This is a genomic window from Streptomyces sp. NPDC051064, from assembly GCF_044455985.1.
Taxonomy (GTDB): Bacteria; Actinomycetota; Actinomycetes; order Streptomycetales; family Streptomycetaceae; genus Streptomyces.
Window position 1 is genome coordinate 25,511 of sequence record NZ_JBITFK010000003.1, and the last position, 26,935, is coordinate 52,445.

A 26,935-nucleotide genomic window follows, 5' to 3' on the forward strand; every position below is an offset into this window, starting at 1 on the left:
GCGGGGAACCGGCCAGGCGCAGGACACACCCTACGAAGGAGGCACACCGTGTTCCGTGCGATCGCAAACGCCCTGAGTACCATCGGCTCGGCCATCGCCACCGTGGTGACTCTGCCCTTCCGCCTCCTGGCGAGCCTCTTCGGCGGCGCCTCGCGCAGCGGCAGGACCCGGCGCGCGTGAGCCGGCTCTTCGGCAGGACGTCGGGGCCGTGATCGAGCAGGTCACGCGACACGGCCCCCGGCCACCCGGCACAATGCAGGCGAAGGGGCCCACCGGGTGTGGAGCACCCCAGTGGCACAGCCAGCACAGCCAGTACGAGAAGGCGAGTCGGGAAAACCGTGACGACGTCCATCGAAGGCAGGATCGCCGAGGAGCTCGGCGTACGTGAGCGTCAGGTGAAGGCGGCCGTCGACTTGCTCGACGGCGGGTCGACCGTGCCGTTCATCGCGCGCTACCGCAAGGAAGCGACCGAGATGCTCGACGATGCGCAACTGCGCACGCTCGACGAGAGGCTGAGGTACCTGCGAGAACTCGAGGACCGCCGTACGGCGGTCCTCGAGTCCGTCCGTGAGCAGGGAAAGCTCGACGCCACCCTGGAGGCGCAGATCCGGGCGGCCGACACCAAGGCGCGGCTGGAGGACATCTATCTGCCGTTCAAGCCGAAGCGCCGGACGAAGGCACAGATCGCGCGCGAGGCCGGCCTGGAGCCCCTCGCCGACGGGCTGCTCGGCGACCCGTCCGTGGACCCGCTCGCCGCCGCCGCGGCGTTCGTCGACGCCGAGAAGGGCGTGCCGGACCCGGCTGCGGCGCTGGAGGGCGCCCGGGCGGTCCTGGCCGAGCGCTTCTCGGAGGACGCCGATCTGACCGGCGAACTGCGCGAACGCATGTGGTCGCGCGGCAGGGTCGTCGCGAAGGTGCGGGACGGCAAGGAGGAGGCGGGCGCGAAGTTCGCCGACTACTTCGACTTCGCCGAACCTTTCACGGCGCTGCCCTCCCACCGCGTCCTCGCGATGCTCCGGGGCGAGAAGGAAGACGTGCTCGACCTGGTCCTGGAGCCTGAGGAGCCGTCGGAGCAGCCCGGTCCCTCCTCGTACGAGAACATGATCGCCCGCCGGTTCGGGGTCGCGGACCGCGGCCGGCCGGGGGACAAATGGCTGGGCGACACGGTCCGCTGGGCCTGGCGGACCCGGATCCTCGTGCATCTGGGGATCGACCTGCGGCTCCGGCTGCGCACCGCGGCGGAGGACGAGGCCGTGCGCGTCTTCGCGTCGAACCTGCGCGATCTGCTGCTCGCCGCCCCGGCCGGCACCCGGGCGACGCTGGGGCTCGACCCCGGGTTCCGTACAGGTGTGAAGGTCGCCGTCGTGGACGCGACCGGCAAGGTCGTCGCGACGGACGTCATCCACCCGCATGTGCCGGCGAACAAGTGGGACCAGTCGCTCGCCACACTGGAGCGGCTCGCCAGGGAGCATCAGGTCGACCTGATCGCGATCGGGAACGGCACCGCGTCCCGCGAGACGGACAAGCTCGCGGGTGAACTGTGCGACAGGCACCCGGAGCTGAAGCTCACCAAGGTGATGGTCTCGGAGGCGGGCGCCTCCGTGTACTCGGCGTCGGCCTTCGCCTCGCAGGAACTCCCGGACATGGACGTGTCGTTGCGCGGAGCGGTCTCGATCGCGCGCCGGCTTCAGGACCCGCTGGCCGAGCTGGTGAAGATCGACCCGAAGTCGATCGGCGTCGGCCAGTACCAGCACGACCTGTCCGAGGTGAAGCTGTCGCGCTCCCTGGACGCGGTGGTCGAGGACTGTGTGAACGGCGTCGGCGTCGACGTCAACACGGCATCGGCGCCGCTGCTTTCGCGGGTGTCGGGCATCGGCTCCGGGCTGGCCGAGAACATCGTGGCCCACCGGGACACGAACGGCCCGTTCCGCTCCCGCCGGGCGCTCAAGGACGTGGCACGGCTGGGCCCGAAGGCGTACGAGCAGTGCGCGGGGTTCCTCCGGATCCGGGGCGGGGACGACCCGCTGGACGCGTCGAGCGTGCACCCCGAGGCGTACCCCGTGGTGCGGACGATGGTGAAGCGGACGGGCGGTGACGTGGCCTCGCTGATCGGCAGCACCGAGGTCCTCCGGTCGTTGCGGCCGGACGATTTCGTGGACGAGAAGTTCGGTCTGCCGACGGTCACGGACATCCTGAAGGAGCTGGAGAAGCCGGGCCGGGACCCGCGGCCCGCCTTCCGGACGGCCACCTTCAAGGAGGGTGTCGAGAAGCTCGGGGACCTGGCTCCCGGGATGGTGCTGGAGGGTGTCGTCACGAACGTCGCGGCGTTCGGCGCGTTCGTGGACATCGGTGTCCACCAGGACGGTCTCGTCCATGTGTCGGCGATGTCGCGGACATTCGTCAAGGACCCGAGGGATGTCGTGAAGCCGGGCGACATCGTCAAGGTGAAGGTCATGGACGTCGACATCCCGCGCAAGCGCGTCTCCCTGACTCTGCGGCTCGACGACGAGGCCGGGGCGGACCGGAACGGCGGACAGGGGCCGCGGCGTGAGAAGGGCGGCCAGGGCGGCGGGGAACGCCCGCCGCGCCAACGGCAGGCGCAGGGCGGTGGCCAGGGGGCCCGCCAGAGCGGCGGCCAGGGCCGTGACCGGCGTGGGGGCGGCGGCCAGGGCGGCGCACCGCGTCCGGCGGCCGCGCCGGCCAACAGCGCGATGGCGGACGCGCTGCGGCGGGCCGGACTGGGCGGCTCCGACTCGGGCGGCCGCAAGCGCTGAACCGGGACCACGGCGACGGGCGGGCAGGAGCTTCTCCTGCCCGCCCGTCGCCGTTACTGATCGTCCGTCCCGCTGTATTGACCGCTACCGGTTAGTGACGTACGGTCACGGCGATTCATGTACGCGAACTCGGTTCATCATGCAGATTGCTGCTCCGGAACCGGGGACGGCTTCACCACTGCGCCAACCACCGCACCACCCACCGTCAGGTGCCTGCGGAGAATACCGCAGGCGGTGAAAGGGATGCCTAGTGAATACAGAGAATCAGCAGGTCAGAAGACGGGGAGGCCGCGCGGCCGCCACCCTCGTCGCCATCGCTTCACTGCTCGCCGCAGGACTCACCGCACTCTTCGCGACCGGATCCGCCTCTGCAGCTCCCGCCGTCGGCTCGTACAGCCTGTCGAACGCCGCCAGCGGTCTGTGTCTGGGAGTGCCGGGCTCCAGCACCTCCGCGGGGACGCAGCTCGCGCAGAGCGCCTGCAACGGCGCCGCCGCACAGACCTGGAAGCTCACCGCCTCAGGCAGCGGCTACACCCTGGCCGCCGCGAACAGCGCCAAGTGCGCCGGCGTGCGGGACGCTTCCACGAGTGCCGGCAAGGCCGTGGAGCAGCAGAACTGCAGCGGTGCGGCCACCCAGGTGTGGACCCTGACCACGGTCAGCGGCAGCACCTACCGCGTCGTCAACAGCAACGGCGGCAAGTGCCTGAACGTGAAGGACGGTTCGGCGGCGTCCGGCGCCCTGGTCCAGCAGAACTCCTGCGACTCGGTGAGCAGCAAGAGCTGGACCTTCACCGCCTCGGGCACCGTTCCGACGGACCCGCCCACGGACCCGACGGACCCGCCGACCGACCCGCCCACGGACCGGCCGTCGTGGCCGACCGCCAACGGCAGCCAGGCCGTATCGTCGACCATCGAGGTCTCGGGCACGTACGACGGGGGCATGAAGCGCCTGTACGGCAGCGGCGACCTGGGCAGCGGCGGTCAGGACGAGGACCAGCCGCCGATGATCAAGCTTGCGGACGGCGCCACCCTGCAGAACGTCATCCTGGGTGCCCCGGCCGCCGACGGAGTGCACTGCGCGGGCACCTGCACGATCAAGAACGTCTGGTGGGAGGACGTGGGCGAGGACGCCGCGACCTTCCGCGGCGGCTCCTCCTCGACGGTCCGCACGATCGACGGCGGCGGCGCGAAACTGGCCGAGGACAAGGTGTTCCAGCACAACGGCGTCGGCACCCTGGTCGTGAAGAACTTCCAGGTCGACGACTTCGGCAAGCTGGTCCGTTCCTGCGGCAACTGCTCCACCCAGAACGCCCGGCACATCCAGCTGCAGAACATCTGGGCGACGGCCCCCGGTACGAGCCTGGTCGGCATCAACACCAACTACGGTGACACGGCCCGGATCTCGGATGTCACGATCTACGAGGACGGCGACCGTGACATGAAGATCTGCACCAAGTACAAGGGAACGACGAGCGGCGAGCCGAGCGAGATCGGCTCGGGTGCGGACGGCACGAACTGCATCTACTCCTCGTCCGACATCACCTACGTCGACTGAGGCGCCCCGCACACGGACCGGCCCCGCTCCTCCCGTGCGACGGGAGGAGCGGGGCCTCGGGTCAGCCGGTCTCGGTGACCTTGCCCCCGGCGATCTCGATGCGCCGGGTCGTGTGGACGGCGTCGAGCATGCGCCGGTCGTGGGTGACCAGCAGCAGTGTCCCCGTGTACGCGTCGAGCGCGGCTTCCAGCTGTTCGATCGCGGGCAGGTCCAGGTGGTTCGTCGGCTCGTCCAGCACGAGCAGGTTGACGCCCCTGCCCTGCAGGAGCGCGAGCCCCGCCCGGGTGCGCTCGCCCGGGGAGAGGGTCGTGGCGGGCCGCAGCACATGGCCGGCGCGCAGGCCGAACTTGGCGAGCAGGGTGCGCACCTCCGCGGGCTCGGTGTCGGGGACGGCCGCACAGAAGGCGTCCAGCAGGCTCTCCGTGCCGTGGAACAGTTCGCGGGCCTGGTCGACCTCGCCCACCACGACGCCCGAGCCGAGCGAGGCGTGGCCCGCGTCGAGGGGGAGCCGCCCGAGGAGGGCGGCGAGCAGGGTGGACTTGCCCGCCCCGTTGGCCCCGGTGATGGCGACCCGGTCGGCCCAGTCGATCTGCAGGGTGGCCGGCCCGAAGGAGAAGTCCCCGCGGACGACGGCGGCGTCGCGGAGGGTGGCCACGACGGAACCGGAGCGCGGTGCGGAGGCGATCTCCATCCGCAGCTCCCACTCCTTGCGGGGTTCCTCGACGACGTCGAGGCGCTCGATCATGCGCTGCGTCTGCTTGGCCTTGGCGGCCTGCTTCTCGCTGGCCTCGCTGCGGAACTTGCGGCCGATCTTGTCGTTGTCGGTGGCCTTGCGGCGGGCGTTCTTGACGCCCTTGTCCATCCAGCCCCGCTGCATCTGGGCGCGGCCCTCGAGCGCGGAACGCTTGTCGGCGTACTCCTCGAACTCCTCGCGGGCGTGGGTGCGGGCGCGTTCGCGCTCCTCCAGGTAGGAGGCGTAACCGCCGCCGTAGAGATTGATCTCCTGCTGGGCGAGATCGAGTTCCAGGACCTTCGTGACCGTACGCATCAGGAACTCACGGTCGTGGCTGACGACGACGGTGCCGGCGCGCAGTCCTGACACGAAGCGCTCCAGGCGCTCCAGGCCGTCGAGGTCCAGGTCGTTGGTGGGCTCGTCGAGCAGGAAGACGTCGTAGCGCGACAGCAGCAGCGAGGCCAGGCCGGCGCGGGCCGCCTGTCCGCCGGAGAGGGCCGTCATCGGGAGGTCGAGACCGATGGTCAGACCGAGGTCCGCGGCGACCTCCTCGGCACGTTCGTCCAGGTCGGCGCCGCCGAGGGAGAGCCAGCGCTCCAGCGTCTCGGAGTACGCGTCGTCCGCGCCGGGCGCTCCGTCGACCAGGGCCTGGGTGGCGGCGTCCATGGCGGCCTGGGCGTCGGCGACCCCGGTGCGGCGGGCGAGGAACTCCCGTACGGACTCACCCACGCGGCGCTCGGGCTCCTGCGGGAGGTGTCCGACGGTCGCGGTGGGCGGGGAGAGCCTCAGCTCGCCCTCCTCCGGCCGGTCGAGCCCCGCGAGCAGGCGGAGCAGCGAGGATTTGCCGGCTCCGTTGGCTCCGACGAGACCGATCACGTCGCCGGGCGCGACCACGAGGTCGAGTCCCGCGAAGAGTGTGCGGTCGCCGTGCCCGGCGGCGAGTTCCTTGGCGACGAGGGTGGCAGTCATCAGGGTGCTGATCCTAACCAACCGCGGGGGCCGGTTCTCCCGCCGGACGAGGGTGCGACCATGGCCCTTCCCGTCCTCGGCACACGCGGGGGCGGCATGGAGACGGGGGTGAGCACGGTGGCGGACGTGATCGTGGTGGGCGGCGGGGTCAGCGGGCTGACCACGGCGCTGCTGCTGGCGGAGCGCGGCCTGCGGGTGCGCGTCTGGTCCAGGGACCCGGCGGCGGCCACGACCTCGGCCGTGGCCGGTGCGCTCTGGTGGCCGTACCGGATCGAGCCCGAGGCGCTGGTGGGTGACTGGTCGCTCGAAACCCTCCGGGTCTACGAGGAACTGGCCGCCGCCCCGGCCGAGACGGGCGTCCGTATGGTCGCCGGGGTGCACGGGGGCGAGCGCCTGGCCGCGCTCGGGCCGTGGGCCCGCCGCCTGGAGGGCGCGTCCGAGGTGGCGGAGGGCCTGCGGGTCACGCTTCCGCTGATCGACATGCCGGCCCATCTGAGCTGGCTGGAGGGCCGGCTGTCCGCCGCGGGGGGCGTGGTCGAGCGGCGTACGGTACGTGGCTTCGCGGAGGCGGCGGCCGAGGCGCGGGTGGTCGTCAACTGCACCGGGCTCGGCGCGCGCGACCTGGTTCCCGACCCCGGGGTGCGGCCGGTCCGCGGGCAGTTGGTGGTCGTGGAGAACCCGGGCATCGAGGAGTGGTTCACCGAGGCGGATCCGGCGTCGAGCGCGACGACGTATCTCTTTCCGCAGCCGGGCGGGCTGGTGCTGGGCGGCACGGCGGAGACGGACGACACGCGCACCGGGCCCGATCCGTGTACGGCCGCGGAGATCGTGGCGCGGTGCGCGCGGATACGGCCGGAGATCGCGGGGGCCCGGGTGATCGGCCACCGGGTGGGGCTGCGGCCGGCCCGCGACGCCGGGGTGCGCATCGAGGCGGAGGAGCTGCCGGGCGGTGGACTGCTGGTGCACAACTACGGCCACGGCGGCGCCGGGGTGACGGTGGCCCGGGGCTGTGCCCGGGCTGCGGCCCAACTGGTGGGCTGAGCCGCAGCTCCGGTCAGGCCGGGGGGTCGTGCTTGTGCCGTTCGTCCGACGTGACCTCCGCGGGCCCGGGCCCGATCCGGATCTCGAAGTCCCCGTCGTACTTCGCGTGCCCTTGGATGACCGCTGATTCGACGGCCTCCACGCCGAACTCCCTGCGGACGATCATCGGGTCCTGCCGCAGGTCCCTCATGAGCGCGACACACATCCCGATCATCACGATGGTGAAGGGGGCGGCCACCAGGATCGTCAGGTTCTGGAGGCCCGCCAGGGCGTCCCCCTGCCCGTTGCCGATGAGGAGCATGACCGCCGCGACCGCCCCGGTGACGACACCCCAGAAGATCACGACCCATTTCGCGGGTTCGAGGACGCCCTTCTGGGAGAGCGTCCCCATCACGATCGAGGCGGCGTCGGCGCCGGAGACGAAGAAGATGCCGACCAGGACCATGACGAGGATGCTCATCACGGTGGCGATCGGGTATTCGTGGAGGACCCCGAAGAGCTGGGCCTCCGGGGTGTCACCGACGCCCCGGAGCTTTCCGTCCCTCTGCAGCTCGATCGCCGAGCCGCCGAAGACGGCGAACCAGACGAGACTGACCGTGCTGGGCACCAGGATCACGCCGCCGACGAACTGCCGGATCGTGCGGCCGCGGCTGATCCTCGCGATGAACATGCCGACGAAGGGCGTCCAGGAGATCCACCACGCCCAGTAGAAGACGGTCCAGCTGGCGAGCCAGTCGGCCACTTCGCCCTCTCCCGTCGCCTCGGTCCGGCCGGCGAGCTGGGCGAGGTCACCGAAGTACGCCGCGACCGAGGTGGGCAGCAGGTCCAGGACGATGATGGTGGGGCCGACGACGAACACGAAGATCACCAGGATCAGCGCGAGCACCATGTTGATGTTGGAGAGCCATTGGATGCCCTTCTCCACACCGGAGACCGCCGATGCGACGAAGGCGGCCGTCAGGACCGCGATGATCGTGACCAGCAGGCCGGTCCCGGTCTTCTCCATCCAGTCGAGCTCCTGGAAGCCGCTGCCGATCTGCAGAGTCCCGAGACCCAGCGAGGCCGCGGAGCCGAAGAGCGTCGCGAAGATGGCGAGGATGTCGATGATGCGGCCGACGACCCCGTGGGAGTGCCGCTCGCCGATGAGGGGGATGAACACCGCGCTGATGGTCTGGCGCCGGTGCCGCCGGTAGGCGCTGTAGGCGATGGCCAGTCCGACGACCGCGTAGATCGCCCAGGGGTGGAGCGTCCAGTGGAAGAGCGTGGTCGCCATCGCCGTCTGCATGGCCTCGGCCGCGTCGGCGGGGTGCGTGCCCGGGGGCGGAGTGACGAAATGGGCCAGCGGTTCGCTCACTCCGTAGAACATCAGGCCGATGCCCATGCCGGCGCTGAACATCATCGCGACCCAGGAGACCGTCCTGAATTCGGGCTTCTCCCCCTCCTGGCCGAGCGAGATCTTCCCGTAACGGCTGATCGCGAGCCAGAGGGCGAAGACCACGAAGCCGGATGCCGCCAGCATGAAGGCCCAGCCGCCGTTGTGGATGAGGCCGTTGAGCAGCGTGCTGGAGACGTCTTCCAGTGAGTCGGTGGCCGTGGCACCCCAGATCACGAAGGCGATGGTGAGCACTGCGGAGACGCCGAACACCACCCGGTCGGTCGTGGCACGGCGGCCGTGGTGCGGGTCCGAGGGCAGATCGGCCGTTACCGGCAGATCCTCCCCTCGCCCACCCGTTCTCTGCTCGTCGTGTGACACAAATGGCACCTTTCACGCAATGCGAATATTTCGCTCTCCGTAGGCAGTACCACACTCGGTGTGCATCTTTCGGGATCCCGAGCGGTACACGCACGACCGTTTTACGGAGTGAACGCGCCGCGTCTCCGGCGTCGGCCGCCTCCGGCCGGGCCGATAGGCTGACGGCGTCCGTGCCCAAACCCGCCGGTTCCAGCCGTTCCCAGCCCCGGGCGCGCATGCACGAGGAGCGACCCTTGCCCGACCCGACCCCCGATCCGCACCGTGACGCCCGGCCCACCCTGGAGGCCGTGGCGGCCCGCGCCGGAGTGTCCAGGGCGACGGCGTCCCGTGTCGTCAACGGCGGCGCGGGCGTACGCCAGCCCTTGGTGGAGCAGGTGCGCAAGGCGGTCGACGAGCTCGGCTACATCCCGAACCACGCGGCGCGGACGCTGGTCACCCGGCGCAACGGCGCTGTCGCCGTGATCATCGACGAGCCCGAGTTCCGGATCTTCTCCGACCCCTTCTTTTCCCGCCAGATCCGCGGGATCAGCCGTGAGCTCAACGCCCACGACGCACAGCTGGTCCTGCTCCTGGTGGAGGGCAGCGGTGACTTCGACCGGGTCACCCGCTACCTGGCCGGCGGTCACGTGGACGGCGTGCTGGCCTTCTCCCTGCACACCGACGACGAACTGCCCGCGATCATCCGGCGGTTCCGCGTCCCGACGGTCTACGGGGGCCGCCCGGAACACTCCGCGGCGGACGAGGACACGACACAGGTGCCGTACGTCGACTGCGACAACCGGGGCGGTGCCCGCGAGGCCGTGCGTCATCTGGTCTCGCTCGGCAGGCGGCGCATCGCGCACATCGCCGGGCCCCGGGACCAGACGTCGGCGCTCGACCGGATCGACGGGTACCACGACGTGCTGCCGGACGCGGGAGCGGAACTCGTCGCGGACGGCGACTTCACCGCGGAGGGCGGAGCCCGGGCCATGACGGACCTGCTGGACGCCCATCCGGATCTCGACGCCGTCTTCGTGTCCAACGACCTGATGGCGTCGGGCGCCCTGCGGGTGCTGCGCGAGCGGGGCGTCCGGGTGCCGGAGGACGTGGCGGTGGTCGGGTTCGACGACATGACCTCGGTCGCGGAGGCCTCCGTGCCCCCGCTGACGACGGTCCGTCAGGACGTGGAGGGCATGGGGAGGCTGATGGTGCGGCTGCTGATGGAGAGGCTGAACAGCGACACCGGGGCATGGCCCGAGTCCGTCATCACCCCGACCGAACTGGTCCGCCGGGCCTCGGCCTGAGCCCTCCCCCGGCCCGCCACTCGGCCCGCGCCGATCTGGCGAGCGGCAGGTAGCGCAGCCGCTCCGGGAGGAGGGGCACGGTCCGCCGCACCACGGCGCCGAAGCGCCGGAGGCGACGCTCCTGGTCCGCGGTCCAGTCGAGCCCGATGGCCTCGCGGGCGTCCGGCGGCATCAGCCCGATGGTGATGAATCTGCGGAACCGCGCCAGCGGCGGGAGGAGCACCGGCCACAGCGCCTTCAGGACCAGCCGCAGGACGAGGGGCCCCCGGTCGGGCGGTGGCACCGGAGCGTCCGTGGCGACCAGTTCCCGTACGACGACGGTGGCCTCCACCTCGTCGGCCAGCATCTTGCGGAAGTACGGCCAGAACTCCTCGATCGTCTGCGGCATGTCCCGGTCGTGGATGCCGAGGATCCGGCCGACCTGGAGCCACTCCCTGTACAGGGCGCGTTCCTGTGCCTCGGTGAGCGGGCGGACGAGGTAGCGCGACGCGTGCTGGTAGACGGGGAAGCCCGTGGCGTGCACCCACGCGTAGTTCGCGGGGGTGAGCGCGTGGTAGCGGCGGCCGCGGGTGTCGGTCCCCTGGATCGTGCGGTGCAGCTTCCTGAGCCTGCGCCCCTCCTCGGCGGCGGCCTCTCCCCCGTACACCCAGAGCTGGAGCGAACTCAGGGAGCGCTCGCCGCGCCCCCAGGGGTCCGTACGGAAGACCGAGTGGTCGTCGACGCCGGCACCGACGGCGGGGTGGGCGACCTGGAGCGTGAGGGCGGCGGGCAGCATCAGCAGTCCCCGGATGTCTCCGGCGAGGCTCCACAGGACGCCGCCGGGCGGGGGCGGTACGGGCTCTCCTGCGCTGGTCATCCGGATACTCCCAGGGGTCGGCGGGTGCTCGGGGCGGCGCCCGGACCGTGTGTGTTCCAGTATGCGATCCCGCAGCAGTGTTGACGCGCCACGTGAAACAAGTCAATAGTATTTGTAACTTTGACTCTCCATGGCGGAGAGGTTCGGCCATATGCCTTATGCAGCAAGTGTGTTGAGCGGAGGAGGGCACACACCATGGGCCGCTACAGCCGATTGCGCGAGATACGCCGGATGGACCCCGCCGGCGACTGCGCCGAGATACTCCGGCTGATGTCCCAGTACGAGTTCCCTTGGGACTACCGGCAGGGCATCAGAGTCGCCTTCCTGCGCGACTACGGGGTTCCGAGGATCTCCGTACTGCTCGACCGCACCCAGGAGTTCGAGCGCGACGGCCATAAGCGCTACGACGACACCGTCCTGTTCGGATACGAGATGGCGGCCGAGGGCTTCGACTCGGAGCGCGCCAGGGCCGCCGCCCGGCACCTCAACCGGATCCACGGCAGGTACCGCATCCCGAACGAGGACTACCTCTATGTGCTGGCCACCACGGTGGTCGGCCCCAAACGCTGGATCGACCGGTTCGGGTGGCGGCCCCTGTGCGCGCAGGAGGCGGGGGCGCTGGCGGAGGTGGGGCGGCGGATGGCGGACATGATGGGCGTCGAGGGCGCACCCGGCACCTACGAGGGATTCGAGGAGCTGCTCGAATCCTACGAGGCCCGGATGTTCGCGTACGACCCGGCGAACCGGCGCGTCGCCAACGCCACCTTCCGGGTCATGGCCGCCTGGTACCCCGCCCCGCTGCGCCCTCTGGTGGCCAGGTTCTCGCTGGCACTGCTGGACGAGCCGTTACTGCGGGCGCTGGGCTTCCCGGCGCAGCCTCGGTGGGTGCGGGCGGCGGCCGTCCGTCTGGTGCACGCCCGCTCGCACGGCGTACGGCTGCTGCCCGCACGGCCCCGGTGGCTGCCCTCTCGCCCCCGGCCACGCAGCTACCCCTTCGGGTACCGGCTCGACGACCTCGGACCGCACTGGGCGCAGAGCCGCCCACTGGAACCGCTGCCGATGGAGAAGTCTTGACGACCGGAACAGACCCTGCGGTGCACGGCATCGACGACATCCGCGCCGCGGTGGCGCAGGCCAGGAGTGCCGGCCGCGGCTGGGCAGCGCTCGGGGCGCCGGAACGGCGCGCGTCGCTCCTGCTCTGGAAGCGTGAACGGGCGGACCATGCGGACGAGTTCACCGAGGTGATCGCGGCGGAGACCCGCAAACCGGTGCACGACGCACGGGCGCTGGTGCCGGGTGACGCCTACGGCAGGGCGTTCACCCGGCGCCGAGCAGCGGCACCAGGTAGCGCCTGGCGAACGTGCGCACCTGCTCGTCGTCGTCCAGCTCGAAGCAGCTCACGGGATTGAGGAGGAAGGAGACGGTGATCCGCACCATCAGTTCGGCGACCGGTGTCGTGTCCGTCTCCGGCCGCCCTTCCGCGCGCTGGGCGTGGCGGAGCCGGTCGGCGAGATATCCGCGCATCGCGAGGAAGGCGGGCCCGCTCTCCAGCGTGAGGAAGGGGAGCATGATCTCCGGCTCCAGCCGCAGCAGCCCGCCCACCAGCGGGTGTTCACGGATGTGCTTGAGGACGGCGACGAAGCCGGCGACGAGCCGCTCCTCCATGGTGGGCAGTGCGGCCACCGCCTTGTCCACGTCCAGGACGAATCTGCGGTACTCCCGCAGCAGGCAGGCGGAGACCAGGCTGTCCTTGTTGCCGATCCGGCGGTACACGGTGACCCGCGAGACCTTGGCCCGCTTGGCCACGTCGTCGACGGTCGAGCGGCGCAGCCCGAAGGTCATGAACTGCTCGCGCGCGGCGTCCAGGATCTGTTCGCTCAGCGCGTCGGACGGTGGGGTCTCGCCGAGCGCCTCGGCCAGCAGTGTCTCGTTGTCACCCGGTGCCGCCATGAGCCCTCCCCGTCCGTCGTGACCACTCAACCATATCGACAACGCAACAAAGTTACCTGGTCCGCTTCTTTGTAACTCCCCTATGGAGGCCTCCATGTCCACCGACCACGCCCTCCCCCGCTCGCTCTCCGCCGAGCAGCGGGCCTTCGTCGGCGCCCTGCGCGACTTCGCCCGGCGCGAGTGCGGCACGCGTGAGCAGCGCGACGCGCTGGCGGCGGAGGCGGGCGGCCCGCACGCGCCGTCGCTCTACGCCCGGCTGGCGGAGCTCGGCTGGCTCGGCGTGTGCCTGCCCGAGGCCTACGGGGGCTCGGGCGGCGGGATGACGGATGCCTGCCTCTTCCTCCGGGAGACGGCACGCGGCCTGGTACCGGCGGGCGGGTTCATCACCTCGGTGATCACGGCGAAGGCGTACGAGCGCTTCGGCAGCGAGGCCCAGTGCAAGGCGGCGATCGGTGGGGCGGTGGACGGCCAGGTTCTGTCCGTCGCCATGTCCGAGCCGGAGGCCGGCTCCGACGTGGCGGCGCTGCGGTGCAAGGCCGAACGGACGCCGGACGGGCGCTGGCTGGTGAACGGTCACAAGACCTGGATCTCCAACGCACATCTGGCCGAGCACATCCTGCTGGTCGCCCGGACCGACGCGAGCGGCGCGAAGCACGAGGGGCTGAGCATGTTCCATGTCCCGGCCGGGACGCCCGGGATCGAGATCCGGCCCATCGAGACGATGGGGGGCCGCGAGGTCAACGACGTCTTCCTCACCGATGTCTCGCTGCCGGCCGACGCGGTGGTGGGCACGGCCGACCGCGCCTGGAGCCAGCTGATGGCCGGTCTCGACGCGGAGCGTCTCTTCCTGGCGGCGAACATGCTGGGCCTGGCGGAGCGGGTCCTGGAGGACACCGTCGCGTACGTGCGGGGACGCGAGCAGTTCGGCCGCCCGGTCGGCTCCTTCCAGGCGCTGCGGCACCGGCTGGCGGACCTGGCGACGGAGATCGAGTGTGCCCGGCTGCTGGTCTTCGACGTGGCGGCGGCCTGCGACGCCGAGCCGGAGCGGCTCTTCCCCCGCGAGGCCTCGATGGCGAAGCTCAAGGCCACCGAGACGGCGCGGCACGCTGCTCTGGAGGGCATGCAGATGATGGGTGGCTACGGCTACGCGACGGAGTACGACATGGAGCGGCATCTGCGGGCGGCGGTCGTGTCGACCGTCTACGGCGGCACGAGCGAGATCCAGCGCGACATCATCGGCAAGAGCTACGGCCTGTAGGGCACCACGCGGGCGGCACTCAGCCGAAGTCGTACACCGTCACCTCGACACCGCGGCTCACCAGCCGGTCGGTGAGGAGCGGCTCGACCCGGGGCCAGGTGCCGCCCGCCAGCCCGCAGCCGATCCTCGGCATGTGGACCGACGCGCCCAGCTCGGCCGCCTTGGCGGCCACCTTGTCCGGCCCTGCGTCGATCGCCTCGTAACGCACCGGCACGCCCTTGCTGCCGGTGCGTATCCCCCGCTGCCCGACCAGATTCGCCACCCAGGTGTACGGGCCGGCCTGGACGAACTGCACGGCGCCCGGGCCGAAGTCGTTGCCCGCGCGCTCCCGGTGCCAGCGGCGGTACGCGGCCTCCGGCTCGGGCCAGCGGCGGGAGAGGGCCAGGACGAAGCCCTTCCCCCAGCCGCCCAGGTCGTTGCAGCAGTGCACGATCAGCTTGACGCCCTTGCCCCGGGGGCTGGTGGCGTCGCCCTGTACGTAGGTGATCCCCGACATGTCCTCACCGTACGTCCCCCCACCGACAACCGGCCCCGGGTCAGGTACCGCTCTCCTCGTAGAGGGCCTCCAGCTCCTTTCCGTACTGCTCGCGGACGACGCGGCGGCGCAGCTTCAGCGAGGGGGTCAGCTCGCCGGTGTCGGGGCCCCATTCCCTGGCCAGCAGCCGGTGGCGTTTGACCTGCTCGGTGCGGTTCAGCCGGGCGTTGGCGGCCTGGACGGCGCGGTCCACCTCCTCGCGCACCTCGGGGTGGGCGGCGAGCTCCGCCATGTCCTCGCCGGCCGCGATGCCCCGGGCCACAGCCCAGGCGGGTGCCATCTCCGCGTCCAGGACGAGGAGCGCCACCAGGTAGGAGTGCCCGTCGCCGTGCACGAACGCCTGGCCGATCAGCGGGTGTTCCTTGAGGGCGTTCTCCACCAGCGCCGGGGAGACGTTCTTCCCGGTCGAGGTGATGATCATTTCCTTCTTGCGGTCGGTGAGCCACAGGTACCCGTCGTCGTCGATCCGGCCGATGTCCCCGGTCGGGAACCACCCGTCCGCGTCGAGCGCCCGGTCCACGGTCCCGTCGGCGCGCAGGTACCCGGCGAACACCGTCTCGCCCCGGACCAGGATCTCGCCGTCCTCGGCGATCCTCAGCTCCAGCCCGTCCAGCGGCCTGCCGACCGAGCCGAGGCGGAACCCGGCGGCGCTGTTGGTGGTGAACACGCCGACCGTCTCCGTGAGTCCCCAGGCGTCCATGACGACGATGCCGAAGCCTGCCCAGAAGCGCACCACGTCCAGCGGCATGGGCGCGGAGGCGCTGGCCGTCCACACCAGTCGCTCGAAGCCGGCGAGGGAGAGCACCGGGTCGAGGACCGTCTCCTTGGCGCGGCGGTAGGCGGTCTCCAGCTCCGCGGGCGGCTGTTCGCCCCGCTCGCGGAAGGCCACGTGCTCGCGGGCGGTGTCCCCGGCCGCCTCGATCGCGGCCCTCTGCTCCTCGGACAGGGTGGCGAGCGCGGCCCTGACGGACGCGGCGAGTTTCTCCCACACCCGGGGCACGCCGAAGAACTGGGCGGGGTGCAGGGCGCGCGCGGTGGCCGCGACGGCCGCGGTGTCGGCGCAGAGATGGACGTGCGAGGCCCGGAAGACCGGCAGGTAGATGCCCAGCATCCGCTCGGCGATGTGGGCGAAGGGGAGGTAGCAGATGTGCGCGACATGGTCGGGGAGTTCCACCACCCGGTCCAGGGCCAGCGCGTTGACGACCACGCTGCGGTGGGTGATGGGCACGGCCTTCGGGTCGCCGGTGGTGCCCGAGGTGTAGACGACCGTGAGGGGGTCGTCGGCGCCCGAGGCCCGCCAGGTCGCCTCGAACCACTCCTCGTCGTAGGCCTGTTGCCCGGTCGCGTACAGGGAGGCGTACGTCCGGCCACCGGCGCCCTCCGGCTCCACGGTGAGGAGCACCTCCAGGGGGACGGTACCGTCCGCGAGAAGGGGCTCCCAGCGTGCGCGCTCCCGTGCCCCCTCGACGACCGCCAGCCGGGCACCGCTGTGCCTTGCGATGTGGGCGATCTGCTCGGGGGCGGCCGTGCCGTACACGGTGACCGGTACCGCGCCGAGGTGCGTGAGGGCCAGGTCGCTGAGCCAGTGTTCGGGGCGGTTGCCCATCATCATCAGGACCTGCTCGCCGCGCCGGACGCCCTGGGCGGCGTATCCGGCGGCGAGCACCGCGGTCTCGCGGCGCACCTCCCGCCAGGTCAGGGTGGTCCATCCGTCGCCGCTCTCCGGGCTCCGCCAGGAGAGGGCGGGCAGGTCCCCGTGGTCCTCGGCGTTGCGCGCCAGCAGGGCCGGCAGGGTGAGCCGGTCGGTCTCGGTGGGAACTCGCAGGATCGTGGTCACGGCCGTCTCCTGTCGCCGTCGGCCGGGCCGCACGGGCCCGTACCGGAGGGAATGACGCGCTTCGATGGTGCCGGAGACTTTCACACCACCGGTGAGACAGCAATACTGTTGCACCTGATCGAGCCAGGCCCTGCAGGACGGGCCTGCCCGCGACAAGGAGCAGCCATGGCAACCGGGACCGACGAGCCGACGCTGACCGTCGACGAACTGGCGGCGCGCGCGGGAGTCACCGTGCGCACCGTGCGCTTCTACAGCACCAGAGGTCTGCTGCCCCCTCCGGTGATCGGGCCCCGGCGCGTCGGGCACTACGGGCACGACCACCTCTCCCGGCTGGCCCTCATCGAGGAGCTCCAGCACCAGGGCATGACGCTGGCCGCGATCGAGCGCTATCTCCAGCAGTTGCCGCCCGACCTGAGCGCGCAGGACCTGGCCATCCACCGCGCCCTGGTGGCGTCGTGGGCCCCGGACGCGGCCGAGGACATGGAGCGCGCGGAGCTGGAGCGCCGGGCGGGCCGCCCGCTCAGCGAGCAGGACGTGGACCGGCTGGGGGCCATGGGCGTACTGGAGCGCCCCGGGAAGCCCGAGGCGCCCTTCCAGGTGGACCCCGGTCTGCTGCGGCTCGGGGTGGAGCTCCTGGACGTACCGATCGCCCACGAGACGATCCTGGCGGCACGGACGGTCCTGCTGGAGCACACCCGGTCGGCCGCCCATGAACTGACACGGCTGTTCCGGGACGAGGTGTGGAACCCGTACCGGGAGCGGGAGTCGGACCCGGAGCACGTGAAGGCGATGAAGTCGCTCTCGGCCAATATGCAGCCGATGGTGCTCCAGGCCCTGCTGACAGCGTTCCAGCGGTCGCTGAAGGAGGAACTGCGGGCCGCGTTCACCGCGAGCGAGGAGAAGTGAACGCGGCCCGTGGGGCAGCCGTCAGTCGTGGAAGGTCTCGCCCTTCTCCGCCTTCTCCACCAGGTACGCGGGCGGCAGGAAGCGGTCCCCGTAGCGCTCGGCCAGCTGCCGGGCACGCGCCACGAAGCCGGGCAGGCCGCCCTCGTAGCCGTTGATGTACTGGAGCACGCCGCCGGTCCAGGCGGGGAAGCCGATGCCCATGATGGAGCCGATGTTGGCGTCGGCGACGGTCGTCAGGACGTTCTCCTCCAGGCAGCGGACGCTGTCCAGCGCCTCGGAGAAGAGCATCCGCTCCTTCATGTCCTCGAAGGGGATGTCGGTGCCGGGCTTCGTGAAGTGCTCACGCAGACCCGGCCAGAGCGCGCCCCGCCTGCCGTCCTCGCCGTACTCGTAGAACCCGGCTCCCCCGCTGCGTCCCGGCCGTCCGAACTCGTCGACCATCCGGTCGACGACCTCGTCCGCGGGGTGCGTGGCCCAGGTGCCGCCCGCCTCCTCGACGGCGCGCCGGGTCTCGACGCGGATCTTGCGCGGCAGGGTGAGCGTCAGCTCGTCCATGAGGGAGAGCACCTTGGCCGGGTAGCCGGCCTGCGCCGCCGCCTGCTCGACCGACGCGGGCTCGGCACCCTCGCCGACCATGGCGACGCCCTCGTTGATGAAGTGGCCGATGACGCGTGAGGTGAAGAAGCCGCGTGAGTCGTTGACGACGATCGGGGTCTTCTTGATCCGGCGCACCAGGTCGAAGGCGCGTGCCAGGGCCTCGTCGCCGGTCTTCTCGCCCTTGATGATCTCGACCAGCGGCATTTTGTCGACGGGCGAGAAGAAGTGCAGCCCGATGAAGTCCGCCGGGCGGGTGACCCCTTCGGCGAGCGCGGTGATGGGCAGCGTCGAGGTGTTGGAGCAGAGCAGCGCGTCGGGGTCGACGATGTCCTGGATCTCCTGGAACACCTTGTGCTTGAGCGCGGTGTCCTCGAAGACGGCCTCGATCACGGCGTCGCAGCCGGCGAGGTCGGCCGGGTCTCCGGTCGGGGTGATGCGGGCCAGCAGTTCGTCGCGCTTCGCCTCCGTGGTGCGGCCCCGGGAGAGCGCCTTGGCGAGGAGCTTCTCGCTGTACGCCTTGCCCTTGGCCGCCGCCTCGGCGGTCACGTCCTTGAGGACGACCTCGATGCCTGCGCGGGCGCAGGAGTAGGCGATGCCCGCGCCCATCATCCCGGCACCGAGCACGGCCACCTTCCGGACCTGGCGCTCCTCTACGCCCGCCGGGCGGCTGGCGCCGGAGTTGACGGCCTGGAGGTCGAAGAAGAACGCCTGGATCATGTTCTTGGCGACCTGGCCGGTGACCAGCTCGGTGAAGTAGCGGGCCTCGATGGTCTGCGCGGTCTCGAAGTCGACCTGTGACCCCTCGACGGCGGCGGCCATGATGTTGCGGGGCGCGGGCATGGGCGCGCCCGCGAGCTGCTTCTTCAGGTTCGCCGGGAAGGCGGGCAGGTTGGCCGCGAACTTCGGGTTGGACGGGGTGCCGCCGGGGATCCGGTAGCCCTTGACGTCCCAGGGCTGCTGCGACTCCGGATGGGCGTCGATGAAGGCGCGGGCCTTGTCGAGCATCTCCTCACGGGTGGCGGCGACCTCGTGCACGAGGCCGTTCTCCAGCGCCCGCCGCGGGGTGTACTGGGTGCCCTGGAGGAGGACCTTCAGCAGCGCGTCGGTGATACCCATCAGCCGTACGGTGCGGGTCACACCGCCGCCCGCGGGCAGCAGGCCGAGGGTGACCTCGGGCAGGCCGATACGGGAGCCGGGGGCGTCCAGCGCGATGCGGTGGTGGGCGGCGAGCGCGATCTCGTAACCGCCGCCGAGCGCGGCGCCGTTGATGGCGGCGACGACCGGCTTACCGAGGGTCTCGATGCGGCGCAGGGAGTTCTTGATGGCGGTTCCGGCGTCGAACGCCGCCTGGGCGTTCTCGGGACCGATCTTGACCATGTCCTTGAGGTCGCCGCCCGCGAAGAAGGTCTTCTTGGCGGAGGTGTAGATGATGCCCCGGATGGAGTCCTTCTCGGCCTCGGCGCGCTCGGCGACGGCCGCGATGGACTCCTTGAAGCCCTGGTTCATGGTGTTGGCGGACTGGTTGGGGTCGTCCAGTACGAGGGTGACGACGCCGGTCTCGTCCTGTTCCCAGCGGATGGTCGTGCTCTCGGTCATTGCTGTTTTCTCCGTAAGCAGAGGGGCCGGGACGGTCAGAGACGCTCGATGACGGTGGCGATGCCCATGCCGCCGCCGACGCAGAGGGTGGCGAGGCCGTAGCGCTTGTCCTGCCGCTCCAGTTCGTCGATGAGCGTGCCGAGGATCATCGCGCCGGTCGCGCCGAGCGGGTGGCCGAGCGCGATGGCGCCGCCGTTGACGTTGACCTTGTCGAGGCTCAGGCCCATGTCCTTGGCGAAGCGCAGGACGACGCCGGCGAAGGCCTCGTTGATCTCGACGAGGTCGATGTCGTCGATGGTGAGCCCGGCCTTGGCCAGCGCCTTGCGGGTGGCGGGGGCAGGCCCGGTGAGCATGATGGTCGGCTCGGAGCCGGACACGGCGGCGGAGACGATCCGCGCGCGCGGGGTGAGGCCGTAGCGCTCGCCGGTCTCCTTCGAACCGATCGCGACGAGGGCGGCGCCGTCCACGATCCCGGAGGAGTTGCCCGCGTGGTGGACGTGGTCGATCTTCTCGACCCAGTGGTACTTCTGGAGGGCCACCGCGTCGAAGCCGCCCATCTCACCGATCGTCGCGAAGGACGGCTTGAGCGAGGCGAGGGAGTCGGCGGTGGTGCCGGGGCGCATGTGCTCGTCGTGGTCGAGGACGAGCAGCCCGTTGCGGTCCCTGACCGGGACGACGGAGCGGGCGAAGCGCTCCTCCTTCCAGGCGATCGCGGCGCGTTCCTGGGACAGGGCGGCGTACTCGTCGACGTCGCGCCGCGAGAAGCCCTCGATGGTGGCGATGAGGTCGGCTCCGATGCCCTGCGGGGCGAAGCCGGTCTCGAAGCTGGTCATCGGGTCCATGGCCCAGGCACCGCCGTCGGAGCCCATGGGCACCCGGGACATCGATTCGACGCCACCCGCCAGGACGAGGTCCTCCCAGCCCGAACGCACCTTGGCCGCAGCCAGGTTGACGGCCTCCAGGCCGGAGGCGCAGAAGCGGTTCTCCTGTACACCGGCGACGGAGTCCGGGAGTCCTGCGGCGATCGCGGCGATACGGGCGATGTCGGAGCCCTGGTCCCCGAGCGGGCTGACGACGCCGAGGACGATGTCGTCGATGGCCGCCGGGTCGAGGCCGGGGAAGCGGTCACGGATCTCATGGATGAGGCCGACGACGAGGTCGATCGGCTTGGTGCCGTGCAGGGCGCCGTTGGCCTTGCCGCGGCCGCGCGGGGTGCGGATCGCGTCGTAGACGAATGCTTCGGTACTCAAGGCAGCTGCCTTTCGGGGTCGGTGCTGGGCGGGGAGGTCAGGAGAGCAGCGAGCGGCCGATGATCTCCTTCATGATCTCGGTCGTGCCGCCGTAGATGGTCTGGATGCGGCCGTCGGTGAATGCCTTGGCGACCCGGTACTCGGTCATGTAGCCGTAGCCGCCGTGGAGTTGGAGGCAGCGGTCGGCGACCCGCTTCTGCAGCTCGGTGGCCCACCACTTGGCCATCGAGGCGTGGACGGCGTCGAGCGTCCCCTCGGAGTGGTCGACGATGCACCGGTCGAGGAAGGCCCGGGTGACGGCGCACTCGGTGGCCATCTCGGCGATCTCGAAGCGGATGTGCTGGAGCTTGGAAAGGGGGCGTCCGAAGGCCTCGCGCTCCTTGACGTACCGGGTGGTGATCTCCAGGAGGTGTTCGGCGGCGGCGATCCCGGCGACCGCTATGCCCATGCGCTCCTGGGCCAGGTTGGTCATGAGGTGGATGAACGCGCCGTCGAGCTCGCCCAGGAGGTTCTCCTTGGGGACGCGTACGTCGTTGAAGAACAGCTCGGCGGTGTCCTGGGACTTCTGGCCGATCTTGTCGAGGTTGCGGCCTCGCTCGAAGCCCTCGGCGCCGCGCTCGACGACGAGCAGCGAGAGGCCCTTCGCGCCGCCCTCGGGTGAGGTCTTGGCCACGACGATCACCAGGTCGGCGAGGATGCCGTTGGAGATGAAGGTCTTCGAGCCGTTGAGGAGCCAGTGGTCGCCCTTGTCCTCGGCACTCGTGCGGATGCCCTGGAGGTCGGAGCCCGCGCCGGGTTCCGTCATGGCGATGGCGGTGATGGTCTCGCCGCTGCAGAAGCCGGGCAGCCAGCGCCGCTTCTGCTTTTCGGTGGCGAGGCCGGTGAGGTAGGGGCCGATGATGTCGTTGTGCAGCCCGAGCGCCAGCCCGGACACCCCGGCCCGGGTGAACTCCTCGGCCAGTACGGCGCTGTAGCGGAAGTCGGTGTTGCCGCCGCCTCCGTACTCCTCGGGGACCGCGAGGCCGAGCAGCCCCTGGCGGCCGGCCGCGAGCCAGGCCTCGCGGGAGACGATGCCGTCCTTCTCCCACTGCTCGTGGTGCGGGAGGACCTCCTTGGCGAGGAAGGTGCGGACGGTCTCGCGGAACGCGTCGTGCTCTTCGGTGAAGATCTGCCGCTGCACTTCAAGCCCCCTGGAGCCAGTTCTTGACGGTGGAGATCAGCCGCGCCGGCTCGGGGCCGGCAGGGGTGACGTTGAGCATCGTGACGCCGGCCTCGCGGAAGGCCTCGATGCGGTCGCGTACGTACCCCTCGGGGCCGCAGAGCGTCATGAGCTCGCAGAACTCCTCCGGGACGGCGGCCTCGGCCTCCTTCTTCTTCCCGGAGAGGTAGAGCTCCTGGATGATGGCGGCCTCCTTCTCGTAGCCGTAGGCGACGGCGAGGTCGTTGTAGAAGTTCTTGCCGCGCGCGCCCATGCCGCCGACGTAGAGCGTGATCTGCGGACGGGCGAGATCGCGGACGGCGGCGGCGTCGTCGCCGATGGCCAGCAGGCCGCCCGCGACGGTCTGCAGCGGACCGAGCGACGGGTCGCGCTTCGCCGCGCCCTCGGCCAGGGCCGTGCCCCAGACCTGCTGGGCCTTCTCCGGGATGTAGAGGGTGGGCAGCCAGCCGTCGGCGATCTCGGCGGTCAGCCGGACGTTGGCCGGGCCCAGCGAGGCGACGTAGAGCGGGATGGTGTCGCGCACCGGCCGGGTGAGGATCTTCAGCGGCTTGCCGAGCTTGCCGCCCTTCTCCTTCGGCAGGGGCATGTCGGTGATGCCGTGGTGGTCGATGACCTCGCGGCGCCAGATCCGGCGGCAGAGCTCGACGGTCTCGCGGGTCCGGCCGAGCGGCTTGTCGTACGGCTTGCCGTGCCAGCCCTCCACGACCTGCGGGCCCGAGGCACCGAGTCCGAGCAGGGCGCGGCCGCCGGACACGGCGTCGAGCCCGGCGCCGGTCTGGGCGATGAGGGCGGGGGTGCGGGAGTAGACGTTGAGGATCGCCGCGCCGATCTTCAGGCGTTCGGTGCGGGCGGCGAGGTATCCCATGAGGGTGGGCGAGTCGAAGCCGTACGCCTCGGCGACCCAGACGGCGTCGAGTCCGGCGGACTCGAGTTCCGCGACCTCGTCGCAGGCGGCGCGCGGGTCGCCCGCGTAGTTCAGCGGCAGGGAGAGTTCCATCAGCCGGTCGTTTCCTTCCCGGTGGTCAGCAGGCCCGGCAGGGCCCAGTCCGCGGCGACGGCCTCGGTGTCCGCTCCGGGCAGCGCGGGTGCGCTGCGCACGGAGACGGGCGTCGCGGAGAAGCGGGGCGCGGGGGCGGGCTGGGTGAGTCCGCTGTGCTCCACGTAGGTGGAGCGGGCGGCGAGGTGGGGGTGGCGGGGTGCCTCACGGAGCGAGAGGACGGGAGCCACACAGGCGTCCGTCCCCTCGAAGATCTCGGTCCACTCGGCGCGCGTGCGGGTGCTGAACCGGTCGGCGACCAGGGCGCGCAACTCCTCCCAGCGTCCGAGGTCGTTGCGGTCGGGGGCCTCGTCCCCGAGTCCGAGGAGCCCGGCGAACTCCTCGTAGAAGCGTGGTTCCAGGGCCCCGACCGCCATGTACCCGCCGTCGGAGGTCTCGTAGGAGCCGTAGAAGGGGCAGCCGCCGTCGAGCAGGTTGGAGCCGCGCCGGTCCTGCCAGCTGCCGGCCGCCAGCATGCCGTGGATCATCGTGGCGAGATGGGCCGCCCCGTCGACGATGGCCGCGTCGACGACCTGTCCGGTCCCGCCGGGCGTACGGGCGTGGTGGAGGGCGGCGAGCACGCCGACGACGAGGTAGAGCGAGCCGCCCGCGTAGTCGCCGACCAGATTGGCGGGAACCGTGGGGGGCTCGCCGGATCTGCCGATCATGGACAGGGTCCCGGTGAGGGCGATGTAGCCGATGTCGTGTCCTGCCCGCTCGGCCAGCGGCCCGTCCTGGCCCCAGCCGGTCATCCGCCCGTAGACGAGCCGCGGATTGCGTTCCAGGCAGGCGTCCGGGCCCACCCCGAGGCGTTCGGCGACGCCGGGCCGGTAGCCCTCGATCAGGACGTCGGCGCGCTCGACGAGGTCGAGGACCTGCCCGGCTCCGCCCTCGGCCTTCAGATCGACGAGGACCGATCGCTTGTTGCGGTTGGTGAGGTCGAAGGCGGGTTCGATGCCGATGACCGCACCTCCCGGCCGGTCGACGCGCACCACGTCGGCGCCGAGGTCTGCGAGGAGCATCGCGGCGAACGGCCCCGGGCCGATGCCCGCCAGTTCGACGACGCGCACCCCGGCGAGTGGGCCCTGCGGCCCGCGTCCTGTCGTTGCCATCAAGCCCCCAGCGGTGTGACACAACTGATGTAACATCGATGATGCTAAGAACGGACCGCACTCCGCACAACCCTTTTGGCCGAGCAAGCGCTTAGTTCCGTCTGCCGGATCCTCTCGCACCGAGGCCCTCCCCCGGCGGCACGGCACAACGAACGCCTCCGCTACCCTCTGCCTGCTACATCGGCGGCGGCGCAGGCGGAGGCACTCATGAACAGGCAGAGCGGGGCAGAACGCCCTTATGACGTCGTCCTTTTCGGGGCCACCGGCTTCGTCGGGGCGCTCACGGCCGAATATCTCGCGGCGCACGCGCCGGACGGCTGCCGCTGGGCCCTGGCGGGCCGCAGCCGCGGCAAGCTGGAACAGCTGCGCGAGCGCCTCGCCGGACGCCACCCGCGCTGCGCGGACCTGCCGCTGCTGACGGCCGACGCGGACGACGCCGACGCCCTGCGCGAACTCGCCGGGTCCACGCATGTCGTGGCGTCCACGGTCGGACCGTACGTCTGGTACGGCGAGAAGCTGGTCGCCGCCTGCGCGGAGGCCGGGACCGACTACACCGACCTCACCGGAGAGGCCGAGTTCGTCGACCGCATGTACCTGGAGCACGACGCCCGGGCCCGCGAGACGGGGGCGCGCCTGGTGCACGCCTGCGGGTTCGACTCCGTACCGCACGACCTCGGTGCCTACTTCACGGTCCAGCAGCTTCCCGAGGGAGTGCCGCTCACCGTCGACGGCTATGTCCGCACCAACGCGGTCTTCTCCGGCGGTACGTTCGCCTCGGCGCTCACCGCGATGGGCCGTGGCCCGCAGATGGCGCGGGCGGCGCGGGAACGGCGCCTGCACGAGCCGCGCCTGGTCGGCCGCAGGGCCCGCGCCCCGCAGGGAGCACCGCACTTCAGCCCGGAGACCGGCACCTGGGCGCTGCCGCTGCCGACCCTGGACCCCCGGGTGGTGGAGCGGTCCGCGCGAGGGCTGGAGCGCTACGGCCCCGACTTCCGCTACCGGCACTTCGCCTCGGTGAAGCACCTGCCGGTGGCGCTCGGCGGCACGGCGGCGACGGTCCTGCTGGCGGGGGCCGCCCAGATCCCCGCCGCGCGCAACTGGCTGTCCGCCCGGGTCGAGCCGGGCACCGGCCCCGGCGAACAGCGCAGGAAGCGCAGCTGGTTCACCGTCCGCTTCATCGGGGAGGGCGGTGGCCGACGGGTCTGCACGGAGGTGTCGGGCGGCGACCCAGGCTACGACGAGACGGCGAAGATGCTGGCCGAAGCCGCTCTGGCGCTCGCCCTCGACGACCTGCCGGCGACGTCGGGCCAGGTCACGACAGCCGTGGCGATGGGCGACGCGCTGCTGGAGCGGCTGACGGCTGCCGGGCTGCGCTTCCGGGTCGCGGCGGTGCGCTGAGCCCGGGGGGCCGCGCCCACCTGGGTCAGAGCATCCAGGACGCCAGTGTGACGACCATGGACACGGTCCAGCCGGCGCCCGCGAGGACGCCCAGGGTCATGCCCACGGCGACGCCGCGCTGGGAGAGACGTACGGTTCCGGTGCTCATCTGAGGTGCGTGGTGGTCGATCATGTGTACCAGCCTGCCCCTCATGTTCGACAAACAACATCCGTATTTGTACTCAGTCGGCAACAGATCTCCGGGCAAGGGCCCCGATCAGCTGATCGCTTCCTTCAGGGCGGCCCGGCAGAGGGCGTCCGCCCTGCGCGTGGTCTCCGGCTGACGGAAGTCGCGTGCCAGCGCGAGCGTATGGGCGCAGGCGTTGTCCAGGCCGGTGCGGTGACCGACGGAGACGAAGACGGGTTTCGTGTCGTCCTGCGTGCGCAGGGCCCGGCCCACCTCCTCGTCCCCGTCCATGAGCGGGGTGAAGTCACCGCGCCGGGGGCCGGGTTGTTCGTAGCGGAAGGTGAAGGGGTTCTTCGCCACACCGATGACCGGCAGGCCGGTGAGGACTCCGAGATGGCTGGCGAGCCCGAACCTGCGCGGGTGCGCCCGCCCGTAGCCGTCGCAGACGACGAGCCCCGGGTCCACCGGCAGCCGCTCCAGCGCCGCCAGGACGGCCGGTATCTCCCGGAAGGCGAGCAGGCCGGGGACGTACGGAAACGTCACGGTGCCGTTCGCGGTGGAGCGGGCGATGACCTCCAGGGTCGCCGCGTCCAGGACGACGGCGGCAGCGACGACGAGGTCGCGCTCGTCGTCGTACGCGACGTCGACACCGGTGACCCGGCCGGTGCCGGGCGGCGGGCCCGGCTCGTCCAGCACCACCTGCGCCCGCAACGCGTCCTGGACGGAGCGGGCTTCGGCCTCGTCGGCGGGCATCCGGAAAGTCGTCATGGCCGGTCAGTCTAGGCACCGGTAGCCTGGCGATCATGTTCGTACTCGAGTTGACCTACACCGCACCGGTCGAGCGCGTCGACGCCCTCATGACGGAGCACGTGGCCTGGCTGGACACGCAGTACGCGGCCGGGGTGTTCATCGCGTCCGGGCGCAAGAACCCCCGCGACGGCGGTGTGATCCTGTCGGTGGGCGAGGACCGTGCAGAGATCGAGAGGATCGCGGCCTCCGATCCCTTCGCGGTCCACGGTGTGTGCGCCTACCGGATCACGGAGTTCCTCGCGACGAAGACCGCCGACGCGCTCGCACCGTACCGGCAGCAGCTGCCCGGCTAGGCTGCCTC

At 71.1% G+C, this 26,935-nt stretch carries 24 protein-coding genes; 11 read left to right on the forward strand and 13 right to left on the reverse strand.

Annotated features, from left to right (window positions below):
* Positions 1–48: 48 nt before the first annotated feature.
* From ACIBCU_RS12015 to ACIBCU_RS12025, 3 genes are all read left to right on the forward strand, one after another.
* Positions 49–180, forward strand: a complete 132-nt coding sequence (locus ACIBCU_RS12015; RefSeq protein ID WP_362941472.1) for an LPFR motif small protein — start codon at positions 49–51, stop codon at positions 178–180.
* Between the two features lie 158 nt (positions 181–338).
* Complete coding sequence (locus ACIBCU_RS12020) at positions 339–2,774, forward strand: Tex family protein (protein ID WP_399230950.1); 2,436 nt, start codon at positions 339–341, stop codon at positions 2,772–2,774.
* A 250-nt stretch (positions 2,775–3,024) separates the two neighbouring features.
* Positions 3,025–4,329, forward strand: coding sequence for a pectate lyase (locus ACIBCU_RS12025; protein WP_399230952.1), 1,305 nt, complete (start codon positions 3,025–3,027; stop codon positions 4,327–4,329).
* A 61-nt stretch (positions 4,330–4,390) separates the two neighbouring features.
* Here the strand turns inward: ACIBCU_RS12025 and ACIBCU_RS12030 are convergent, their stop codons facing one another.
* On the reverse strand, positions 4,391–6,031 hold the full coding sequence (locus ACIBCU_RS12030) for an ABC-F family ATP-binding cassette domain-containing protein (RefSeq protein ID WP_362937342.1): 1,641 nt from the start codon (positions 6,029–6,031) through the stop codon (positions 4,391–4,393).
* Between the two features lie 108 nt (positions 6,032–6,139).
* Here ACIBCU_RS12030 and ACIBCU_RS12035 point away from each other — a divergent pair, with 108 nt between their 5' ends.
* On the forward strand, positions 6,140–7,072 hold the full coding sequence (locus tag ACIBCU_RS12035; protein ID WP_399231659.1) for an FAD-dependent oxidoreductase: 933 nt from the start codon (positions 6,140–6,142) through the stop codon (positions 7,070–7,072).
* 13 nt (positions 7,073–7,085) lie between these two features.
* On the opposite strand, the gene ACIBCU_RS12040 is transcribed toward ACIBCU_RS12035, so the two are convergent.
* The gene (locus tag ACIBCU_RS12040; protein ID WP_399230954.1) at positions 7,086–8,825 is read right to left on the reverse strand and encodes a BCCT family transporter; all 1,740 of its coding nucleotides are present in this window, start codon (positions 8,823–8,825) and stop codon (positions 7,086–7,088) included.
* 233 nt (positions 8,826–9,058) lie between these two features.
* Here ACIBCU_RS12040 and ACIBCU_RS12045 point away from each other — a divergent pair, with 233 nt between their 5' ends.
* Positions 9,059–10,108 carry a LacI family DNA-binding transcriptional regulator gene (locus tag ACIBCU_RS12045; protein ID WP_362937335.1) on the forward strand — a complete coding sequence of 350 codons (1,050 nt, stop codon included), beginning with the start codon at positions 9,059–9,061 and terminating at the stop codon, positions 10,106–10,108.
* On the opposite strand, the gene ACIBCU_RS12050 is transcribed toward ACIBCU_RS12045, so the two are convergent.
* Positions 10,071–10,964 carry an oxygenase MpaB family protein gene (locus ACIBCU_RS12050; RefSeq protein ID WP_399230956.1) on the reverse strand — a complete coding sequence of 298 codons (894 nt, stop codon included), beginning with the start codon at positions 10,962–10,964 and terminating at the stop codon, positions 10,071–10,073. The genes ACIBCU_RS12045 and ACIBCU_RS12050 overlap by 38 nt on opposite strands.
* A gap of 195 nt (positions 10,965–11,159) precedes the next feature.
* Here ACIBCU_RS12050 and ACIBCU_RS12055 point away from each other — a divergent pair, with 195 nt between their 5' ends.
* Positions 11,160–12,038: an oxygenase MpaB family protein gene (locus tag ACIBCU_RS12055; protein WP_399230958.1), complete on the forward strand. Its 879-nt coding sequence runs from the start codon at positions 11,160–11,162 to the stop codon at positions 12,036–12,038.
* 20 nt (positions 12,039–12,058) lie between these two features.
* Positions 12,059–12,373, forward strand: a complete 315-nt coding sequence (locus tag ACIBCU_RS12060; protein ID WP_399231661.1) for an aldehyde dehydrogenase family protein — start codon at positions 12,059–12,061, stop codon at positions 12,371–12,373.
* On the opposite strand, the gene ACIBCU_RS12065 is transcribed toward ACIBCU_RS12060, so the two are convergent.
* Positions 12,282–12,914 (reverse strand): TetR/AcrR family transcriptional regulator, encoded by a 633-nt coding sequence (locus tag ACIBCU_RS12065; RefSeq protein ID WP_362937326.1) that lies wholly within the window; start codon positions 12,912–12,914, stop codon positions 12,282–12,284. The two genes, ACIBCU_RS12060 and ACIBCU_RS12065, sit on opposite strands and share 92 nt — an antisense overlap.
* A gap of 94 nt (positions 12,915–13,008) precedes the next feature.
* On the opposite strand from ACIBCU_RS12065, the gene ACIBCU_RS12070 reads away from it, so the two are divergent.
* Positions 13,009–14,172 (forward strand): acyl-CoA dehydrogenase family protein, encoded by a 1,164-nt coding sequence (locus ACIBCU_RS12070; protein ID WP_362937323.1) that lies wholly within the window; start codon positions 13,009–13,011, stop codon positions 14,170–14,172.
* Positions 14,173–14,191: 19 nt separating this feature from the next.
* Here ACIBCU_RS12070 and ACIBCU_RS12075 read toward each other — a convergent pair whose 3' ends face one another.
* Together ACIBCU_RS12075 and ACIBCU_RS12080 are read right to left on the reverse strand one after the other, a co-directional pair.
* Positions 14,192–14,668: a macro domain-containing protein gene (locus ACIBCU_RS12075; protein WP_399230961.1), complete on the reverse strand. Its 477-nt coding sequence runs from the start codon at positions 14,666–14,668 to the stop codon at positions 14,192–14,194.
* Positions 14,669–14,708: 40 nt separating this feature from the next.
* Positions 14,709–16,544: an AMP-dependent synthetase/ligase gene (locus ACIBCU_RS12080; protein WP_399230963.1), complete on the reverse strand. Its 1,836-nt coding sequence runs from the start codon at positions 16,542–16,544 to the stop codon at positions 14,709–14,711.
* 165 nt (positions 16,545–16,709) lie between these two features.
* Between ACIBCU_RS12080 and ACIBCU_RS12085 the strand changes: the two genes are divergently transcribed.
* A complete protein-coding gene (locus tag ACIBCU_RS12085) occupies positions 16,710–17,450 on the forward strand; it encodes a MerR family transcriptional regulator (RefSeq protein WP_362937314.1) in 741 nt (246 codons plus the stop codon).
* A gap of 21 nt (positions 17,451–17,471) precedes the next feature.
* Here the strand turns inward: ACIBCU_RS12085 and ACIBCU_RS12090 are convergent, their stop codons facing one another.
* The 5 genes from ACIBCU_RS12090 to ACIBCU_RS12110 are packed head-to-tail and all read right to left on the reverse strand — an operon-like array spanning position 17,472 to position 24,260.
* Positions 17,472–19,643: a 3-hydroxyacyl-CoA dehydrogenase NAD-binding domain-containing protein gene (locus ACIBCU_RS12090; protein ID WP_362937311.1), complete on the reverse strand. Its 2,172-nt coding sequence runs from the start codon at positions 19,641–19,643 to the stop codon at positions 17,472–17,474.
* A 35-nt stretch (positions 19,644–19,678) separates the two neighbouring features.
* Positions 19,679–20,893 carry an acetyl-CoA C-acetyltransferase gene (locus ACIBCU_RS12095; protein ID WP_356715905.1) on the reverse strand — a complete coding sequence of 405 codons (1,215 nt, stop codon included), beginning with the start codon at positions 20,891–20,893 and terminating at the stop codon, positions 19,679–19,681.
* 37 nt (positions 20,894–20,930) lie between these two features.
* Positions 20,931–22,073, reverse strand: a complete 1,143-nt coding sequence (locus tag ACIBCU_RS12100; protein WP_399230966.1) for an acyl-CoA dehydrogenase family protein — start codon at positions 22,071–22,073, stop codon at positions 20,931–20,933.
* A gap of 1 nt (position 22,074) precedes the next feature.
* Positions 22,075–23,109, reverse strand: coding sequence for an LLM class F420-dependent oxidoreductase (locus ACIBCU_RS12105; protein WP_399230969.1), 1,035 nt, complete (start codon positions 23,107–23,109; stop codon positions 22,075–22,077).
* Positions 23,109–24,260, reverse strand: coding sequence for a CaiB/BaiF CoA transferase family protein (locus tag ACIBCU_RS12110; RefSeq protein ID WP_399230971.1), 1,152 nt, complete (start codon positions 24,258–24,260; stop codon positions 23,109–23,111). Before ACIBCU_RS12110 ends, ACIBCU_RS12105 begins: the two co-directional genes overlap by 1 nt.
* Before the next feature lie 207 nt (positions 24,261–24,467).
* Between ACIBCU_RS12110 and ACIBCU_RS12115 the strand changes: the two genes are divergently transcribed.
* The gene (locus tag ACIBCU_RS12115; protein ID WP_399230973.1) at positions 24,468–25,658 is read left to right on the forward strand and encodes a saccharopine dehydrogenase family protein; all 1,191 of its coding nucleotides are present in this window, start codon (positions 24,468–24,470) and stop codon (positions 25,656–25,658) included.
* Between the two features lie 25 nt (positions 25,659–25,683).
* On the opposite strand, the gene mmpA is transcribed toward ACIBCU_RS12115, so the two are convergent.
* Positions 25,684–25,851, reverse strand: a complete 168-nt coding sequence (mmpA, locus tag ACIBCU_RS12120; protein ID WP_399231663.1) for a morphogenic membrane protein MmpA — start codon at positions 25,849–25,851, stop codon at positions 25,684–25,686.
* A 63-nt stretch (positions 25,852–25,914) separates the two neighbouring features.
* Positions 25,915–26,592 (reverse strand): endonuclease V, encoded by a 678-nt coding sequence (locus tag ACIBCU_RS12125; protein ID WP_399230975.1) that lies wholly within the window; start codon positions 26,590–26,592, stop codon positions 25,915–25,917.
* A gap of 35 nt (positions 26,593–26,627) precedes the next feature.
* On the opposite strand from ACIBCU_RS12125, the gene ACIBCU_RS12130 reads away from it, so the two are divergent.
* Positions 26,628–26,927, forward strand: coding sequence for a YciI family protein (locus ACIBCU_RS12130; RefSeq protein ID WP_362937295.1), 300 nt, complete (start codon positions 26,628–26,630; stop codon positions 26,925–26,927).
* Positions 26,928–26,935: the final 8 nt, after the last annotated feature.